General features: G+C 36.8%; 19 protein-coding genes and 3 other annotated features. Of the genes, 3 read left to right on the top strand and 16 right to left on the bottom strand.

What is annotated here, in order from left to right:
- Positions 1 to 74: 74 nt before the first annotated feature.
- The 3 genes from pheT to GHD00_RS18695 form a co-directional block, all read right to left on the bottom strand.
- Positions 75 to 2501, bottom strand: coding sequence for a phenylalanine--tRNA ligase subunit beta (pheT, locus tag GHD00_RS18705; protein ID WP_163539727.1), 2427 nt, complete (start codon positions 2499 to 2501; stop codon positions 75 to 77).
- 15 nt (positions 2502 to 2516) lie between these two features.
- Complete coding sequence (gene pheS, locus GHD00_RS18700; protein WP_163539726.1) at positions 2517 to 3551, bottom strand: phenylalanine--tRNA ligase subunit alpha; 1035 nt, start codon at positions 3549 to 3551, stop codon at positions 2517 to 2519.
- 52 nt (positions 3552 to 3603) lie between these two features.
- Positions 3604 to 3844 (bottom strand) — a binding site (T-box leader).
- Between the two features lie 74 nt (positions 3845 to 3918).
- Positions 3919 to 4662: a TrmH family RNA methyltransferase gene (locus GHD00_RS18695; RefSeq protein ID WP_205600791.1), complete on the bottom strand. Its 744-nt coding sequence runs from the start codon at positions 4660 to 4662 to the stop codon at positions 3919 to 3921.
- Positions 4663 to 4761: 99 nt separating this feature from the next.
- Between GHD00_RS18695 and sspI the strand changes: the two genes are divergently transcribed.
- Positions 4762 to 4974, top strand: coding sequence for a small acid-soluble spore protein SspI (gene sspI / locus GHD00_RS18690; protein ID WP_163539725.1), 213 nt, complete (start codon positions 4762 to 4764; stop codon positions 4972 to 4974).
- Between the two features lie 130 nt (positions 4975 to 5104).
- Positions 5105 to 5719: a lytic transglycosylase domain-containing protein gene (locus GHD00_RS18685; RefSeq protein WP_163539724.1), complete on the top strand. Its 615-nt coding sequence runs from the start codon at positions 5105 to 5107 to the stop codon at positions 5717 to 5719.
- Positions 5720 to 6047: 328 nt separating this feature from the next.
- Here the strand turns inward: GHD00_RS18685 and GHD00_RS18680 are convergent, their stop codons facing one another.
- The gene (locus GHD00_RS18680; RefSeq protein ID WP_163539723.1) at positions 6048 to 7133 is read right to left on the bottom strand and encodes a M42 family metallopeptidase; all 1086 of its coding nucleotides are present in this window, start codon (positions 7131 to 7133) and stop codon (positions 6048 to 6050) included.
- A gap of 27 nt (positions 7134 to 7160) precedes the next feature.
- Positions 7161 to 7646 carry a dUTP diphosphatase gene (locus tag GHD00_RS18675; RefSeq protein ID WP_163539722.1) on the bottom strand — a complete coding sequence of 162 codons (486 nt, stop codon included), beginning with the start codon at positions 7644 to 7646 and terminating at the stop codon, positions 7161 to 7163.
- A gap of 125 nt (positions 7647 to 7771) precedes the next feature.
- Here GHD00_RS18675 and GHD00_RS18670 point away from each other — a divergent pair, with 125 nt between their 5' ends.
- Entirely contained in the window at positions 7772 to 8155 is a 384-nt protein-coding gene (locus GHD00_RS18670; RefSeq protein WP_163539721.1) for a sigma-w pathway protein ysdB, read from the top strand.
- Here the strand turns inward: GHD00_RS18670 and GHD00_RS18665 are convergent, their stop codons facing one another.
- The 11 genes from GHD00_RS18665 to GHD00_RS18615 form a co-directional block, all read right to left on the bottom strand.
- Positions 8156 to 8731 carry a TVP38/TMEM64 family protein gene (locus tag GHD00_RS18665; RefSeq protein ID WP_240468754.1) on the bottom strand — a complete coding sequence of 192 codons (576 nt, stop codon included), beginning with the start codon at positions 8729 to 8731 and terminating at the stop codon, positions 8156 to 8158.
- Between the two features lie 48 nt (positions 8732 to 8779).
- Positions 8780 to 9061, bottom strand: a complete 282-nt coding sequence (locus GHD00_RS18660; RefSeq protein WP_163539720.1) for a DUF1294 domain-containing protein — start codon at positions 9059 to 9061, stop codon at positions 8780 to 8782.
- A 441-nt stretch (positions 9062 to 9502) separates the two neighbouring features.
- Positions 9503 to 9859 (bottom strand): 50S ribosomal protein L20, encoded by a 357-nt coding sequence (rplT, locus tag GHD00_RS18655; RefSeq protein WP_163539719.1) that lies wholly within the window; start codon positions 9857 to 9859, stop codon positions 9503 to 9505.
- A 203-nt stretch (positions 9860 to 10062) separates the two neighbouring features.
- Positions 10063 to 10257, bottom strand: coding sequence for a 50S ribosomal protein L35 (gene rpmI / locus GHD00_RS18650; RefSeq protein WP_163539718.1), 195 nt, complete (start codon positions 10255 to 10257; stop codon positions 10063 to 10065).
- Between the two features lie 54 nt (positions 10258 to 10311).
- On the bottom strand, positions 10312 to 10818 hold the full coding sequence (gene infC / locus GHD00_RS18645; RefSeq protein WP_163539740.1) for a translation initiation factor IF-3: 507 nt from the start codon (positions 10816 to 10818) through the stop codon (positions 10312 to 10314).
- A gap of 151 nt (positions 10819 to 10969) precedes the next feature.
- Positions 10970 to 11100 (bottom strand) — a sequence feature (ribosomal protein L20 leader region).
- Positions 11101 to 11194: 94 nt separating this feature from the next.
- Positions 11195 to 13141, bottom strand: a complete 1947-nt coding sequence (gene thrS / locus GHD00_RS18640; protein WP_163539717.1) for a threonine--tRNA ligase — start codon at positions 13139 to 13141, stop codon at positions 11195 to 11197.
- A 59-nt stretch (positions 13142 to 13200) separates the two neighbouring features.
- Positions 13201 to 13428 (bottom strand) — a binding site (T-box leader).
- Positions 13429 to 13482: 54 nt separating this feature from the next.
- Positions 13483 to 14322 carry a sporulation protein YtxC gene (gene ytxC / locus GHD00_RS18635; protein WP_240468755.1) on the bottom strand — a complete coding sequence of 280 codons (840 nt, stop codon included), beginning with the start codon at positions 14320 to 14322 and terminating at the stop codon, positions 13483 to 13485.
- A 97-nt stretch (positions 14323 to 14419) separates the two neighbouring features.
- Entirely contained in the window at positions 14420 to 15352 is a 933-nt protein-coding gene (gene dnaI / locus GHD00_RS18630) for a primosomal protein DnaI (protein ID WP_163539715.1), read from the bottom strand.
- A gap of 5 nt (positions 15353 to 15357) precedes the next feature.
- The gene (locus GHD00_RS18625) at positions 15358 to 16725 is read right to left on the bottom strand and encodes a replication initiation and membrane attachment family protein (RefSeq protein ID WP_163539714.1); all 1368 of its coding nucleotides are present in this window, start codon (positions 16723 to 16725) and stop codon (positions 15358 to 15360) included.
- A 27-nt stretch (positions 16726 to 16752) separates the two neighbouring features.
- Complete coding sequence (gene nrdR, locus GHD00_RS18620) at positions 16753 to 17214, bottom strand: transcriptional regulator NrdR (protein WP_163539713.1); 462 nt, start codon at positions 17212 to 17214, stop codon at positions 16753 to 16755.
- 34 nt (positions 17215 to 17248) lie between these two features.
- Positions 17249 to 17638 (bottom strand): cytosolic protein, encoded by a 390-nt coding sequence (locus GHD00_RS18615; RefSeq protein WP_163539712.1) that lies wholly within the window; start codon positions 17636 to 17638, stop codon positions 17249 to 17251.
- Positions 17639 to 17857 lie beyond the last annotated feature (219 nt).

Raw genomic sequence — 17857 nt, 5'->3', positions numbered from 1 at the left:
AAAAAGAAATTTCACTGATGAAGTCCCTTCTCCTATACCAAACACGAAGGGCTGCAAGATTGCAGCCCTTTTCCTTATCCTCTTAATTCTGCTTGATGTTCATTCGCTACAGCGTCAATGATGGCTTGATAAGATGCTTCCACTTCCTCGTCTTTTAACGTTCGCTCTGGATCTTGATAAAGCAAGTTAAAGGCTATCGATTTCTTACCTGCATCCAAGTGTTTCCCTTGATAAACATCAAATACTTGAACAGATTTCACTAATTCTCCGCCAACTTGCTGAATAGTAGATTGAATAGCCCCAGCGTTTATTTCCTCATCCACCACTAATGCTATATCGCGTGAAATACTAGGATAACGTGGGATTTTGTCAAAGCTTGGTTCATTCTTATGGATCTCAAGTACATAATCTAGGTCTAAATCAAACACATACGTTTCTTTTAAATTGTATGTTTTTTGCAAGGTAGGATGAACTTGCCCTGCAAACCCTATGGAACGATTATTGATAAATAATTGTGCCGTTCTGCCCGGATGCATATCGTCTAGTTTGGCCTGCTTAAATTGTACGTCTATATTCAATGATGCAAATAATGACTCTAAAATCCCTTTTACAACAAAAAAGTCAACTTGCTTTTTCTCCTGCTGCCAAGGATGTGTTATCCAATCACCAGTTAAAGCACCAGATACTCGTAATTTTTCTTCTGGTTGTTTTGTTACTTCTTCCTCTTTGGAAATAAAGACACTGCCTAATTCATAATAAGCGATGTTTTGCTGCTTACGCGCTAAATTGTAGGAAAGAGTGCCAAGCATCTCAGGAAGCAAACTTAAACGTAATGTACTATGATCTTCACTCATCGGCATTGCTAATGAGACAGTCGAAACAAGCTCTTCCTGGATCTCAGGACTAACAAGTTGATTTACTCGACCTTTACTTGTTAGAGAGTACGTCACCGTTTCAGATAATCCTGCGCCTTCTAAGAAGCTTTTGATATGACGTTTTAACTGTTGATTTTTCGTTAATCCGCCAGCTTGCGCCCCGCCCTGTGGCAGTGTAAATGGCAAGTTGTCATATCCATAGATACGTGCTACTTCTTCTAACATGTCTTCAAAAATAGTGATATCTTGTCTGCGAGTCGGCACAAATACTGTAAATGTCTCTCCATCTTGCTCATAGTCAAAATTCAATTTTCGCAAAATATCCCCTATTTCATCATTGGAAATATCGGTTCCTAAACGTGCGTTAATGATCGATGTCCAGATCGTCACCGTTTTTTCTTGATAATCTAATTGATCAAATTCTGCTACCCCGTCTAAGACAGTACCATTTGCATATTGTGAGAGTAATTGACAAGCACGTTCGCCTGCTAAGCGTACACGGTTAGGATCTACTCCTTTTTCGAACCGGTTGCTTGACTCACTGCGTAATTCGAAATCTTTTGCAGCCTTGCGAACGATTTGTGGATCAAAATAAGCAGCCTCAAGTAATATAGTTGTTGTTTGATCAGATACCTCAGAATCTGCTCCACCCATCACACCAGCTAGTGCTTGTGGTGTACTGCCATTTGTAATCACAAGATGCTCACTAGATAGCGTTCGTTCTTGATCATCTAACGTATACATTTTTTCTTGTTCCTTCGCTTGTCGAACGACAACTTGATTAGAACCAAACTTGTCAAAGTCAAATGCGTGTAGTGGCTGACCATATTCTAATAATACATAATTGGTAATATCGACCACATTATTAATAGGTCGAATACCTGCTGCTATTAAATAGTTTCGCAGCCATAATGGTGATGGACCAACTTGCACATCATTGATGATAAATGCTCCGTAATATGGATTGTTTTCTTGTGCTTCTACCTGAACCGAAACATGATCTGTCGCTTTTTCTTCCACTGTACGTACACTGTTTTGTGGTAAACGAATCGGAACATCTAAGATAGCTGCAACTTCATAAGCTACGCCTAGCATACTAAAAGCATCAGAACGGTTCGGCGTTATGTCTAATTCGATAATCACATCATCTAAATTCAATAATTCAGTTACACCTGCTCCAATTTCACTATCTTCAGGGAAGACAAATATGCCGTTTGCAAATTCTTTCGGAACAAATTTTTCCTCTATCCCTAATTCTTGAAGGGAGCAGATCATTCCATTGGATTCCACACCACGTAATTTTGCTTTTTTAATCTTGAAATTACCTGGTAATACAGCTCCCGGCTTTGCTACCGCAACTTTTTGTCCTTGGGCAATATTTGGCGCACCGCAAACAATCTGTAACGTTTCTTCGCCAACATTGACTTGGCAAAGATTCAATTTATCGGCATTTGGGTGTTTCTCACAGCTTTCCACATATCCTACAACAACATTTGTTAAAGACTGCCCAAATCGCTCTAGCCCATCTACTTCGATACCTGTTTTTGTAATACGTTCTGCCAATGCTTCTGGTGATAGTTGATCTATATCTACATAATTTTTTAACCAATTTAATGATACAAACATGTTTCAGCCTCCTCCTTATGCTTTATGATACTGTTTTAAAAAGCGAATATCGTTCGTATAGAAATGTCTGATGTCATCTACTCCATATTTAAGCATTGCAATTCGCTCTGGACCCATGCCAAATGCAAAGCCACTGTATTTTTGGGAATCATATCCTGCCATTTCTAAAACACGCGGGTGAACCATGCCTGCCCCTAAAATTTCGATCCATCCCGTTTTTTTACATACATGACAGCCTTCACCATGGCATACTTTACACGATATATCCATTTCCACAGAAGGTTCGGTAAACGGGAAAAAGCTTGGACGCAAGCGAATTTCTCGATCCTCCCCAAACATTTGCTTCGCGAATCGATCGAGCACTCCTTTCAAATCACTCATACGAACATTTTCATCTACATATAGTCCTTCAATTTGAGTAAACTGATGAGAGTGTGTCGCATCATCTGTGTCGCGACGATATACTTTACCTGGGCAAATCATTTTTACGGATTTAGATCCGTCAATAGCGTTCATTGTGCGTGCTTGAACTGGTGACGTGTGGGTACGCATGAGAATATCTTCCGTGATATAGAATGAGTCTTGCATGTCACGAGCTGGATGACCTTTTGGTAAATTTAATGCCTCGAAGTTATAATAATCTGTTTCCACTTCTGGGCCTTCACGTACTTCAAAGCCCATTCCAATAAATAAATCTTCAATTTCTTCTACAATGCTTGTTAAAAGGTGTGGACCCCCTACCGGTGCAGGGCGACCTGGTAAACTAACATCTATTGTTTCTTCGGCCAGTTGTTTTTCTAAAGCCTCAGCTTCAATACTTTCTTTTTTCTCATCCAGCGCAGATGCAATATCCTGTCGAACCGTGTTCGCTAGTTCACCAATTACGGGACGTTCTTCCTTCGATAATTTCCCCATACCTCTTAATACTTCCGTAATTGGACCTTTTTTACCTAAATAAGCAACTCGAACGTCTTGCAGTTCTTTCAATGTTGTTGCTTCTTTTACTTTAACTAAGGCTTCTTGCTTTAGTTCTTGTAATCGTTCTTTCATTATAAAAATACCTCCTTATAGTCGTTGTAAAATAAAAAAATCCCGTCCCCTAAAAAGGGACGAGACTTGTATGTATCGCGGTACCACCCTTGTTGATATAACGAGAATTGCTATACCCACTTGTGATTAGATAACGGATTGATCCGGAACACCTTTACTTACATATTTGCAAGGTCCAAGTGCCAGCTCCAGAGTGAAATTTCAACATGCGATCGTTGAAACACTTTCAGTCATGGTGCTTCATCCCTTTAGAACGATTGACACATATCTACTTGCTCTTTCGTCGCTTATCCTGTTCAATTTTCATTAAAAGTTTACTTATATAGTATAAGCAAGTATGCTTTATGATGCAAGTCCTATTCGATATTTATTGTGTTTTAGCGACAGCATACATCAAAATACCAGCTGCCACACTCACATTTAAGGACTCTGCTCTGCCATATATCGGGATGGTTACGATTTGATCAGATTGATCCATAAGCTTTGGATCTACACCTGCCCCCTCATTTCCGACAATCACAGCTAACTTTTCTGGAATCTCTAATTGATCATACCTTTCCGCATTTTCTAGACCAGTGGCCCAAACCTTCACGTCTCTATCTTGTAAATGTCGTATTTCTTCCGATAAATTAGCTTCTAAAATATCTAAATGAAAAAGAGAGCCTTGAGTTGCTCGAATGACTTTTTCATTATATAAGTCAACAGTACCTTCCCCTAGGATAACTGCATCAAACCCAGCTGCATCTGCCGTTCGTATCATGGTTCCAAGATTACCAGGATCTTGTACTTGATCCATTAACAAAACACGCGAAAAATCAGTTGGTGTTACATACTTTTTCTCTACAACCGCTACAATACCTTGAGGTGATTTCGTGTCCGTTATCGCTGCCATTACATTTTCAGCTACTTCATAAACAGAGTAACCTTCTAGAGAATGGCTTTTATCGATTCCATCTTCTATAATCACTTCTTTTATCTGCCAATCACTTTGAAGAGCTTCTTCTACTAAATGAAACCCTTCAATCATAAATAAGGACCGCTTGTCTCGTTCTTTTTTCTGCTTTAATTTTCTCCACTGTTTTACTTTTTCATTTTTTACAGATGTTATCATGCATATCATCCTTCTCGTTTTCATTCTTTACTAGCATACATATTTTTTATAACCTTGGTCAAACTATATTGCAGATGGTAAAAGAATGGAGTGATATGAATGGATTTAAATTTAAGAAAAGCTATCTTATCTAATGTCTCTGGTAACTCTGCTAATGATTTAGAAGCAACTATTGTAGATGCTATTCAAAGCGGGGAAGAAAAAATGCTTCCAGGTTTAGGTGTACTATTTGAACTTTTCTGGGAACAAGCAGATGAAAATGAAAAATCAGAGGTATTGGAATCATTAGAACAAGCAGTAAACAAACAGTAGGATTAGGAATAACTTTAGGGCTTATGTCATAATTTAGTGGCTATAAGCCTTATTTTTTTGTATTGCATTGCAGGGTATCAAGCTTCATTGTATAGTTAATATATCGTCAGCAGGTAAAGGAGTTTTTTATATGAAGATAACACCTTTTCATTACTTAATGCAACTGCAAGCCATGCAACAATTTTCATTCAGCAATATTCAACCTAATTCAAATTATACGTCTTCATTCTCTCAAATTTTACAGGAAGCTTTACATATGGATAATAACCTAAATCATACAAAAGATGTGTTGTCCCACACACCTTCTAGCGATCTACCAATGGGTGCATCGAGTGCATCCCGTCCTATATCCAATACTACTGCAGGCAACGAACAGATTATGGAAATGATCCATGAAACAGCATCCCAATTTGGAATAGATACAAATTTAGTGAAGGCCGTAGTGGAAACTGAATCCAATTATGACATTAACGCAGTAAGCCAAGTTGGGGCTCAAGGGTTAATGCAGTTAATGCCTGAAACAGCCCAATCACTTGGTGTCCAAAACCCATTTAATGCAAAAGAAAACATTAGAGGCGGTGTCCAATACTTAAAGCAAATGCTTGATAAATATGATGGGAATAAATCATTGGCATTAGCAGCTTATAATGCAGGACCTGGTAATGTTGATCAATATGGAGGCATACCACCATTTCAAGAAACGCAGCAATATGTCAAAAAGGTATTGGGAGCCTATATTGGGTAGTACGTTCAATGTGAAGGTGATCTAATCAATATATGATACTGAATAATTTTTTGCTATATAATAATGAACTCATTTGTTTATTATATTAATCTGAAAATGTTATAACCCCCATTTATTACATTATCATTTAACGCATTTCAACACACACCCATTATATATATGAGTTAACTATACTGTACTATAAAAATTAGTCATGACAAGTTTTAATTGACATCAAATAACTTTCAAAACATCCTCGAGAATTTCCCTACCTTCCGTTTGTTAGATCAAAAAAGAGGTGGACTCAAAATCGCCAATTGCGATGTTTTGAGTCCACCTCATCTTCTATTTAAGAAAAAGTGATCGTTTCTACTGTATCTTTATCTAATTTTTTGATAACCTCTACCAACATTTGTACGGCATGTTCAAAATCATCTTGGTGCAGAATGGCTGCGTGTGTGTGGATATATCTTGTAGGCACCGTAATAGATAAGGCTGGAACCCCCTCTGCTGTTACGTGGATAGATCCAGAATCTGTTCCACCACCAGCCATTGTAGCATATTGATAAGGGATATTTTTCTCATCAGCGGTATCAATTACAAAATCCCTTAATCCTTTGTGTGATACCATAGAAGCATCATACAAGATAATTTGTGGGCCATCTCCAATTTTGCTGTCCGCATCTTTTGATGAAATGCCTGGAGTATCGCCAGCAATCCCAACATCTACAGCGAATCCGATATCAGGCTGGATCGAATGTGTAGCCGTTTTAGCCCCGCGAAGTCCAACTTCTTCCTGTACAGTTGCTACTCCATACACCACATTTGGATGTTTTTCCTCTTGCAATCTTTTTAATACTTCAATCGCTATCGCACATCCAATACGATTATCCCAAGCTTTTGCTAATAGTAATTTCTCATTTTTTAATGGTGTAAACTCAAAATACGGTACAACGGAATCTCCTGGCCTAACCCCAAATTCTTGAGCTTCTTCACGGCTAGTTGCACCGATATCAATAAACATATCCTTTATTTCTACCGGCTTTTTTCTCGCTTCAGGAGACAAGATATGCGGTGGTTTGGAACCAATCACTCCCGTTACATCCCCTTTTTTGGTTAAAAGCGTTACACGTTGAGCTAACATGACTTGGCTCCACCAGCCGCCAACCGTTTGGAAATAAACAAACCCTTTATCGTCAATTTTAGTTACCATAAAGCCCACTTCATCTAAATGCCCTGCAACCATTACCTTTGGTCCATTTTCTTCTCCCGATTTTTCTGCAATTAAGCTGCCAAGATGATCCGTGTAAACTTTATCTGCGTATGGTTGAATCCACTTTTCCATTACTTGTCTTGGTTCTTTTTCATCTCCTGGGATACCTCGTGCATCTGTTAGTTCTTTTAGCATTGTCTTCATTTGATATTCGCTTGCCATTATGTATCGTCCTCCTATTTTTCTTTATTAATAGCCATGATTTTGTCTATCATAGTTGACTTTATTTTTGTCTAAATAGGCATCTTTCATATCATCTGCAGAAAAACCAATGGCATTGCCTAACAATAAGTATGTCTGAAAAAGCTCTTTATATGCTTCGATCGTACGTTCATTTTTCAGAGTTGTAATTTTTTCAAAAACATCATTAAATAAAGAAGATAAATCCTTTTCTGTTGTCCTATCTTGGGACTTGAAATCATCCAATCCTAATTCTAATCCTAATGATAAAATAAAATGAATTCCATCTACATATTCTTCAGCAATGACATCATTAGGGCTTGCTGGCTTTAAACTCCAATATTTAAAGCACCTCGTTTCATTAGCTAATTCGCCTACTTCGACAAGTAATGCAAGAATTTTTTTGTCAAAAACTTGTTCATTTTCTAATTGATGTTGTGCTACGATATAGTTATCTAATTCTTGTTGCATATGAAATAATGGTTGCCAGTTCATATAGTCCACCTTTTTTAAAAAACTTTTGTACAATTATACCATGTAACCTTTACTTTTTTGAAACCTTTTACTTTTCTAAACGTATAGTTAAATAAGCAGAAGTCCGCCTAAAGGAGTGTTAAATCATGATTATTATTTTATTTCGGCTATTAGTGTTAGTGGCGATGGTGGCGCTGATCTACACCGCCTATAAATATATTGTAAATCCGAAAAGAAAACTAGAAGTAGCTCAAGAAAAAAAAGCATTCTATTTTTTAGACTATAATGATGATATCAAAAAGAATTTCTTTATCACATATAAAGGGTTCGTATTTGAAGGGGAAAAATATCTGGGTACAACGGAACATTCTTTTGAAGTGGTTAATATTACGATGCACACTCGTAACCCTGAAAAGTTAAAAGGATTTGATCGTCAGGATTTATATTTTTTAGAAGAAGAAATACTTATTCGCTACCCTCACGCTAAAATCGAATGGAAAAATCCGATTAATCGACTTCATCTTACGTAATTATGTCGGACGCGAAGAAAAAAATGTCTGCCACTTAATAATGATTTGTTTCTTTCTAGCATAGTATGCTGCCAACAATATTAATACAACAAATGGGATGGCATAAAGCAAAGATATCTCTTGGATTGTTTTACCTAGGGTAGTGTAAAATATAGCTAATGGTACAACGGAAAAAAAAGTTGTGCGAACATATTGCTTGAAATCAACTGATTTTTGATAGATACAAAAGGAAAGTAAATGAAAGTGAATAAATGGAAGCATTCTTAACAAAACGATCTGCATCGTCGTTAATTGTCCTTTTTCACCCAGTAGTTTCAATTCCAAACGTTCGCATCTTTTTTGAACTGCTGGTACTAGATGCATTATATAGTAAAAAATAAAACTTGACATCATTAGACCAATAATAGAATAAACTGTTCCTGCTAACATCCCAAAGAGAATACCACCTGTTATACACAATAACAGTACAGGAAGAATTAATAATGGGCGCAAAATATGAACAAGAATAAATAAAACCGGGGCAGCAAAAGCATAACTTTCCATTATCTTCACGTGATCTAACATCTCCACTGACATGATCGATCAGCTCCTTCTCCTGATCATTATATGACAAGAGACGAGCAGTTATGACAGCTTCAATTCTCTTACTATGAGATAAAGTAATAGTACCATATGCAATATACTTAGAATTGGCAAAAATACCTGGAAATTGCGATGCATCGTTTTATGTTTAAATTGATTCATTGCCAACGTTGCACCAATTGCTCCTCCTATAAAGGCAATCAACCAGAGGCGTTTTTCAGGAATACGCCATTTATTCTTCTTTGCTCTTTGTTTATCCATCCCCATCATGATAAAAGCTATAATATTTAGAACTGCATAATACATAAGTAAACCATCTAACATCCTCCCAAGCTCCTTTACTAACTAACTATACAGAAAACTTGGGCTTAGCCAAGTCTATGGCGCAGTGTGGTAGCCTAGTTGCCCTTATCTATCTTCCTAATTGTGGTACCTACGTCGAATTCACTTCATCTGTAACACGACATAAATGCTGATAAGGTAAATAAAAACTTGGCTTATCGCCAAGTCCTAACGGCGAAAGCCTTAGTTGTACTTGCATCGGGAGTGAAAATGGATCATCTGTTAAGTTCGCCTACTTCCTGTAGGCAACACAGATGTCAGTACATCCTGTACAAGTACGTCCTGTGACCAACGCCGATACTAGACCGTTGCTACGTCGAGTAGCTTCGCTGCTAAAATTTTATACTTTCCTAACGTGTAAGAAAAAAACGGATTGTTTTCATTGTTACGCTTAGATGAAAACAATCCGTTTCGTTTAATCGTTTATTTTAATGTAGATTTTGCTTGGTCTGCTAATTGTGCAAATCCTTTTTCATCATTTACAGCTAAGTCAGCTAGCATTTTACGGTTTACTTCCACACCAGCTAATTTTAATCCATGCATGAAACGGCTGTAAGAAAGGTCGTTCATACGAGCTGCCGCATTGATACGTGCGATCCATAATTTACGGAAGTCACGTTTTTTCTGACGACGGTCACGGTATGCATACTGACCTGATTTCATTACTTGTTGTTTTGCTGTTTTAAACAATGAATGTTTTGCACCATAATAACCTTTAGCTAATTTTAAAATACGTTTACGACGTTGACGTGTAACTGTTCCACCTTTAACACGTGGCATAATATTTCCCTCCTATATAAATAAACGAATCTTAGTTTCGATTATATTTTGTCTAGTTCAAGTAGCCCGGAAACGAGAGTCCTCCCTTAACTCCGTATTGATAGGTTAACAATCGACTCACAAGCTTATCGTGTTCCCTTTATCTCTTACGGTTCAGTTTTAAGTCTACGTTTCTAAACGGGCCGCTCTTTTGCTTTTCTTATTTATTTTGGCAAGATTTGTTTAATGCGTTTGTAGTCTCCTGCAGAAACAAGTGCAGATTTGCGTAGTTTACGCTTTTGCTTTTGAGACTTGTTAGCAAATAAGTGACTTGTATATGCGTGGGAACGTTTTACCTTCCCAGAACCTGTCTTTTTGAATCTTTTTGCAGAACCACTGTGTGATTTCATTTTTGGCATCGTAACTTCCTCCTTGTAAAACTAGAATCTATTTAACTTTCGCAAAGATGCGAGTTATTTCTTTTCGTTAACAGGTGCAAGCATTAAGAACATACTGCGACCTTCCATTTTTGGCTTTTGCTCTACTGTAGAAAGATCCTTACATTCTTCTGCCATTCGTTCTAATACTTTTTGACCTAATTCTTTATGGGTAATCGCACGTCCACGGAAGCGAATGGAAACTTTTACTTTGTCTCCTTTAGTTAAAAACTTACGTGCATTACGAAGTTTCGTATTGAAATCATGCTCTTCAATACCTGGACTTAACCTTACTTCTTTTACGTTAATCACTTTTTGTTTTTTACGTGCTTCCTTCTCTTTCTTTTGTTGCTCGAAACGATATTTCCCATAATCCATAATTCTACATACTGGTGGTTTTGCTTTTGGTGCCACCAATACTAAATCTAGGTTTCTTGTTAGGGCAATATCTAACGCTTCTTGACGAGATTTAACTCCTAATTGATCCCCATTTGCATCAATGAGTCGTACCTCTCTTGCACGGATACTTTCATTGACATTCATCTCTTTGCTAATAATCAGCCACCTCCGAAATTTAATAAAAGCGTAATGAAACATGATCAAGCAAACTTTAGACAAGTCTATTATCTCAGATAAAACTGATTGACTAAAAGGTTAACTCCTTTATATGCTGCATGAATTCAGCACATATTAACCAAATAAAAACGTGCAGGTACACATACTGCACCCACACGTTCGCATTTCATTACTTGAAAGTCGGATTCATACCTGTTAACTACACAACTGTGTCAATCAGGTGAGAAGCGGGTGCTTCTACTTGTCTTGAGATCATATTTAATTTCACTTTTCCTATACTAGCATGTTCCACCTATCAATGTCAACAACTTTTCTCATTCAACCTTGTTTAGATGGTATGACATTATTTACGGCGTAACGATCTTCGATTTATTTCTTCCTGAATGCTGCTTTTAAATGATTCAAAGTCTACTGTTTCCGAATCTTTCTCTCCATAACGGCGAACATTAACAGCATTTGCTTCCATTTCTTTATCTCCTACAATAAGAGCAAATGGAATTTTCGCTGTTTGAGCTTCTCTGATTTTATAACCGATTTTTTCATCTCGTTCATCTACTTCTACACGTACACCTGCAAAACGAAGCTCATCCTCGACTTTTTTCGCATAATCTAAATGAACATCAGCTGATACCAGGATAATACGTGCTTGAATAGGTGCTAACCATGTAGGGAATGCTCCCTTATATTCTTCTATTAAGAAAGCAACAAAACGTTCCATGGTGGAAACAACTCCACGGTGTATGACTACTGGACGGTGTTCTTTTCCATCTTCTCCAATGTAAGTTAAGTCAAATCGTTCAGGCAAGTGGAAGTCAAGCTGTACAGTGGAAAGTGTTTCATCTTTTCCTAAAGCGGTTTTTACTTGTACATCTAATTTAGGACCATAGAATGCCGCTTCCCCTTCAGCTTCTACATACTCTAGGTTCATATCTTCCATTGTTTCTTTTAACATTGCTTGTGCTTTATTCCACATTTCATCATTATCTACGTATTTTTCTTTATCCTCTGGATCGCGGTAAGAAAGACGGAAGTAATAATCATCAATACCAAAGTCTTTATATACATTTTGTACTAACTCTACCACTCGAATGAATTCATCCTTCAATTGATCAGGCCGAGCAAAAATATGAGCGTCATTTAATGTCATCGCACGCACACGCTGCAATCCTGCTAGTGCCCCTGACATTTCATGACGGTGCATCATTCCTAATTCCGCAATACGAACAGGTAAGTTACGATAGCTGTGCAATTCATTTTTATATACCATCATATGATGCGGGCAGTTCATCGGACGTAAAACAAGATCTTCGTTATCCATTTCCATTGTTGGAAACATATCATCTGAATAGTGATCCCAGTGACCACTTGTCTTATATAGTTCCTTACTGCCTAATACCGGTGTATAAACATGGTTATAGCCTAAACGTTCCTCTAAATCGATGATATAACGTTCAATCGTACGACGAATGGTTGCACCATTTGGCAGCCACAATGGCAAGCCTTGTCCAACTTTTTGGGACACGGTGAAAATACCTAGTTCTTTTCCTAATTTACGATGATCACGTTCTTTTGCTTCTTCACGTAAACGTAAATACTCATCTAACTGTCCTTGTTTTTCAAAAGCTGTTCCATAAATACGCTGGAGCATTTTATTGTTACTGTCTCCACGCCAATAAGCACCTGAAATACTTAATAACTTAAATATTTTGATTTTGCTTGTTTGAGGAACGTGAACACCTCGACATAAGTCAAAAAACTCACCTTGTTCGTAAATCGTTACTTTTTCATCTTCTGGAATGGCTTCTAATAATTCTAATTTTAAGTCATCACCTAATTCTTCGTACATTTTTTTCGCTTCATCTCGAGTAACTTCTTTACGAACTACTTCTAAATTTTCATCCACAATTCGCTTCATTTCTTTTTCAATTCTCGGTAAATCTTCTGGTGTAATCGTTTCTTCCATATCAATATCATAATAGAAACCATTTTCAATCGTTGGGCCTACACCTAGCTTGACATTATCGTATAGTCGTTTAATAGCTTGTGCCATCAAATGCGCCGTTGAGTGACGCAATATCTCCAGTCCCTCTTCATTTTTAATCGTAATAATTTCAATCGCACCATCTTCTGTTAACGGTGTGCGTAAATCATAATAAGTACCATCTAGCTTTATCGCTAGCGCTTGTTTTTTTAACCCTGGGGAAATAGATTTTGCAATGTCCTCCCCAGTTGTTCCATGTTCAAAACTTTTTACAGATCCATCCGGGAAGGTAATATTTATTTCTGCCATCTACACTCACTCCTACTAAATTTAGTGCATAAAAAAACGCCCATCCCTCTACTCTCTTGTAAAGGGACGAGCGTTGTACCCGTGGTTCCACCCAAATTTCCACACCATTGTGCAGCTCATTTTAGGATCATTAACGGAGATCAACCGCCACTTACTAATCAACATTGTTTTCATAAGCAGTGTTCCGAGGTGGTAATAGCATGTGGTTATACAGAAAGCTTTCAGCCACGGCTTTCCTCTCTTATTGTATACCTTCCATCCTATCTTGTCCTCATCGTCACATCGTTAGCGAAAAAACGTTTAACTTATGACGATAATTATAACGATTGTGTCGACAAAAATCAAGACTCTTTTTGCTCATGATTAGAAAAAGGAAAAGCTGTCAACGGATAGAAGGAAAATTTTTCTTGAAATATATTCATAACGGTATGTGTTTGTGCTTCTTGTGGATTATTCCCATACATGATCACATGTTTTGGTGCTAACATAATCAATGGCGATATATTCCACTCTCCATGCTCTAGACCGAATATGAATAATGGAAAACGTTCACGCAATTCTTCTACTTCGTGCTTCATTAAGATAGATCCGTTTCCACGATAAAACTCAAATGTTTCCCCTTGTACAACATGTACAACATCTTCTTCAGGTGCTTTACGTTTAATAAATTCACGCAACGAGTGAATAAAGGATTGGTAATCTTCCTCTCGTTTGAACTCGTCTATGGCTAGCCCAATCATTTCAGTCAATTGCTCTATATACAAATGCAATCGAAAATGAACGATTGAATCAAACCGAATTTCAGGTGGTTCTAAATGGAGAGAAAATATGGTAGAAAGAGTATCTCGAAGCTCATGTTGGTGGATGCGATGTTCGTAAACACACTCATCCTTTTCTAATAACGATCTCGCAATACTGGTTATTCGTTCAATTTCTTCTTCATTTGTAAAATAGTACTTCTTTTTCAATATGGACTCAATCATCGGCAGTTCTCGATGCATAATATACACCGTACTAAGAAAACGAGCAATTTGATCTTTACATAAATTCCACTCTTTACTTTCTGAAATTAATTGCACAATAAATTTTGTTTTTCGTTCCCATTTTGCACACACTTCATTGTCATGACTATTTACCAATTGATAAAAAGTATTAGCTTCTTCCTCTTGTTCAAAATACACATCAATCAATTCTTATCACCCTCACCACCATCAAACTGGTACATTATATGGGTAAATAAGAAAAAAAATAACCTCTGTTATAAAAACAGTCAGGTTATTACGTATTTCGGTATCGATTTGCTAATTCTAATGGTTTACTAAGTTGTCTAATCCGCTCGATTATTCTACCTGCTTTAATCGTTTCAACATCTCCACGATTAGACGTTGCTAAATGGTCTTCTAATTGGTCTAAATTATAGTTTGATGTAAAAAATACAGGTGAATGTTCCATCATTCGATATTGTAGAATAGCCCCAAGCACTTCATCACGAAACCATGGAGAAATCGACTCGGCTCCAATATCATCAAACATCAATACATCCACTTTTTTAAAATGTTCGATTTTGGATTGCAAAGAGTCATTTTTAATGGATGCTTTCATTTCTCTTACAAGTTCAGGCATGTAAATAATAGCCGTGCTAATGTGCCGTTTCTTTAATTCATTGGAAATAACCCCAAGAATATATGATTTTCCTGTTCCAAATGGACCATGAATATATAATCCTTTTTGAACGTGATCTTTGGAATAGTCTTGTACAAATTCAATCATTTCTTTGACAATTTCTTTTCGTTCATAAGTGGAGGAGTCAAGGTCTTTTAGATCAGCGTTTCGAATTTGTTTAGGTATATAAAGACTGTGGACAAGCTTTTCCTTTTCTCTTTGTTTTTCATCTGCAAGTTTATTCGTACATTTCTCATAGCGGATAGAGATATCTTTTCCCTCAATATCTAAATGCGGACTGTATCCAGGTATGATGTTTTTACAACCATCTAAATTCGAACATTGAGCACAGTTTTTGGATGCTTGCTGGTATTCATATAACTTCATCAAGTGACGGTTAATATTGTTCTCGTCCAAATCTATGTGCTCACTTAACTGTTTTTTGATCGAGGGATCATTCAAAACTTTTTCGCGCATATCGTGAAAATTCTGTTGTATTTTTTTATTCGAATGCATCCACTTCTTCAATGCAGTCTTTATAGGTTCCATCTATATCATCCTTCATCATCATTTGCGTTTTGCGCTAAATATTGAGCGAGTAATGCATCTGCTTCTTGAGCTGTTTTCTCCTTATCCACCTTTTTAGCAGTTTGCTCGTCGCGTTGTTTTGTTTGTTCTTTTTGTTTTTTATACCAATCTGGAACAACATCTTTTTTCTGCGATGGTTGATAATATCTTTTCTTTGCCTGAGTTGACCATTGTTGATATTTTTTATTTTCTGATTTAGCTAAAGTCATCGCTTGCCTCACGGTTTTTACATTTTTTCTTGCCCAATGACTCGCAATTTTCTCTAAATAGCTTTTCGTTAGCTTCATATCAGTTTTTAACATTACATAATGAATCAGTACATTCATGACACCAGGGTTTAGTCCTTGCTTTGTCATCACATCACTAATGACCTTTAAATCTTGCTGTGATGCCTGATTTCCATTCGCTAAATCTTCTAGTACTTGCTTTGGTGAGATATGCTCCATCATTTCAATAAATTGATCTTCTTTTGACTTAGACTTTGTCTGAGTAGTAGTCTGTAATTTTTGTCGTTCATCCACTGCTTTTAAAGAACCGCTGTCCTTTGGTCCTTCCATAAAATTCAAACAAGCCTCTGTAAATTCTGTCGTATTCAATTCATTTTCATCACTAATTGCCCATATTAAAGCTTTTTCCAGTTCAATATTGCTTAAATCATAAGCTGATGCCATTTGGTTTATTAATTTTCTATTTGCTTTTGTCAAAATTTTTTCTTTTGGTAACATTCGTTGGTTCAGCACTTGCTCTAACCATGAAAAATCAACCTTATTTTTCAATGGGATAGATGGTTTAGGGCTAGCATACTCCACTATCTCTTCAGGATGATGTGTTCTGATCTGAAACACATCTTCAAAAGGGGCAGTAGTCTCTTCCTTATCTTCCAACAAGGAGCGCTGCATAAATACCTCTTTTACTCTCTTAAACTTTTCACTGCCTAGTTGATGGTATAGTAGATGACTTAAAAAATCATCCGCGAAAAAAGCCTGAGTAGAGAATGGAGGATGGAGGAGATAATGGTACACCTTGTTTCCTTGATGCTCTCCTTCAAACGTTTGTAACAAACCGATAGCTTCCAACTTTCTTCTTGCCCGATACATTTGATCAAGCGGCAGCCCTATATAACTCATTAACGTATGGTGCGTTTGAAACGCTTGGCTATGATTATTAACGATAAATTCAGTATATAGAGTCTGATATAAGGCAAGTGCATCTAATCCTATTAACGGCTGGTACAAATGAGTTAAGGCGTTAGTAAATGATACTTGCATTTCCTCCGCTAATTCGACTATATATAATTCTGCTGGTAGTATTTTTCCGATGTCTCCTGTATTCATATACATAGCCCCTTACAAATCTATCCACTATTTCTTATCGGACCGAATTATATCCTTTAACTCGTCTAAAAATACACTTAAATCCTTAAACTGACGATACACAGACGCAAATCTAACATAGGCTACTTCATCTACATCTGCTAAACGGTCCATCACCATTTCGCCAATCTCATTACTTTCTACCTCTGATGTACCTCTATTACGTAATTCTTTTTCAATTTCTAAAGCAATATTTTCGATTTGCTCTAATGCTACTGGCCGCTTTTCGCATGCTCTAATAAGGCCTCGCATGAGCTTATCTCTACTATATTCTTCTCTCGTTCCTTCTTTTTTCACAACGATAAGAGGTACTTCTTCAATCCGTTCAAATGTCGTAAATCGAAAATGACATGATTCACATTCTCTTCTTCTGCGGATTGACCTCCCCTCTTCGACTGGTCTTGAATCTAATACTTTTGTATTTTTAAATTGACAATGTGGACATCGCAATTTTATCCATCCTTCGTTCCAACGATTTATTATCTTATTCTGTCGTTCCGATATAATCTAATTCCTTTTTTATTTTATCATAAAGTTTTGGAATTAGTTTATGACTATAACCAAAGTCAAATGGAATAGCTGATTCTGTAGTAGCAGATATATCAATAGCTGTACGATACGGCTTTACCATAATAATGGTCATAATGACAAAAACTTTTCTACCGGCCTTATAATTCAAACTAATTTCACCATGCTCTTTCGATACAGCTACAATATCGCATTCCTTTGAATTTTGAAACAATGGCTGCAACTTGTCAAAAGCTTTATCTTTTGTTGTTTTAAAATAATGGGTTCTTAATGCAGGATCCCAATGCTTATCCCTTGTTTCTGAATGATTGTTAAAATTTTTATTAATTGCGTTACGAATTGACATATTATCCAAACACCTCATTATATGTATTGTACTTTACATTACATTTTAACACGTTTTCATTCAGAAAACGATTATTGTTGACCAGTACTTTGATTTTTATGTATGGTATTTTATAAAAAACTGTTACTATTCAAAATAACCTTATTGCACAGTATCCATAAACTGCGCAGTAAAATGAGAATAAGTTTAACTCTTACTGCTTTAAAAAGTGTTATGATC

Origin of the sequence: Gracilibacillus sp. YIM 98692 (assembly GCF_010993965.1) — a bacterium.
Lineage (GTDB): Bacteria > Bacillota > Bacilli > Bacillales > Amphibacillaceae > Gracilibacillus.
The sequence above is the reverse complement of the archived record's forward strand: the minus strand, read 5'-3'. Positions and strand labels throughout refer to the sequence as shown.

Excerpts from the sequence above, each read along its gene's own strand:
- pheT (WP_163539727.1), bottom strand. The coding sequence starts at position 2,501 with ATGTTTGTATCATTAAATTGGTTAAAAAATTATGTAGATATAGATCAA.
- pheS (WP_163539726.1), bottom strand. The coding sequence starts at position 3,551 with ATGAAAGAACGATTACAAGAACTAAAGCAAGAAGCCTTAGTTAAAGTA.
- GHD00_RS18695 (WP_205600791.1), bottom strand. The coding sequence starts at position 4,662 with ATGATAACATCTGTAAAAAATGAAAAAGTAAAACAGTGGAGAAAATTA.
- sspI (WP_163539725.1), top strand. The coding sequence starts at position 4,762 with ATGGATTTAAATTTAAGAAAAGCTATCTTATCTAATGTCTCTGGTAAC.
- GHD00_RS18685 (WP_163539724.1), top strand. The coding sequence starts at position 5,105 with ATGAAGATAACACCTTTTCATTACTTAATGCAACTGCAAGCCATGCAA.
- GHD00_RS18680 (WP_163539723.1), bottom strand. The coding sequence starts at position 7,133 with ATGGCAAGCGAATATCAAATGAAGACAATGCTAAAAGAACTAACAGAT.
- GHD00_RS18675 (WP_163539722.1), bottom strand. The coding sequence starts at position 7,646 with ATGAACTGGCAACCATTATTTCATATGCAACAAGAATTAGATAACTAT.
- GHD00_RS18670 (WP_163539721.1), top strand. The coding sequence starts at position 7,772 with ATGATTATTATTTTATTTCGGCTATTAGTGTTAGTGGCGATGGTGGCG.
- GHD00_RS18665 (WP_240468754.1), bottom strand. The coding sequence starts at position 8,731 with ATGTCAGTGGAGATGTTAGATCACGTGAAGATAATGGAAAGTTATGCT.
- GHD00_RS18660 (WP_163539720.1), bottom strand. The coding sequence starts at position 9,061 with ATGTTAGATGGTTTACTTATGTATTATGCAGTTCTAAATATTATAGCT.
- rplT (WP_163539719.1), bottom strand. The coding sequence starts at position 9,859 with ATGCCACGTGTTAAAGGTGGAACAGTTACACGTCAACGTCGTAAACGT.
- rpmI (WP_163539718.1), bottom strand. The coding sequence starts at position 10,257 with ATGCCAAAAATGAAATCACACAGTGGTTCTGCAAAAAGATTCAAAAAG.
- infC (WP_163539740.1), bottom strand. The coding sequence starts at position 10,818 with ATGAATGTCAATGAAAGTATCCGTGCAAGAGAGGTACGACTCATTGAT.
- thrS (WP_163539717.1), bottom strand. The coding sequence starts at position 13,141 with ATGGCAGAAATAAATATTACCTTCCCGGATGGATCTGTAAAAAGTTTT.
- dnaI (WP_163539715.1), bottom strand. The coding sequence starts at position 15,352 with ATGGAACCTATAAAGACTGCATTGAAGAAGTGGATGCATTCGAATAAA.
- GHD00_RS18625 (WP_163539714.1), bottom strand. The coding sequence starts at position 16,725 with ATGAATACAGGAGACATCGGAAAAATACTACCAGCAGAATTATATATA.
- GHD00_RS18615 (WP_163539712.1), bottom strand. The coding sequence starts at position 17,638 with ATGTCAATTCGTAACGCAATTAATAAAAATTTTAACAATCATTCAGAA.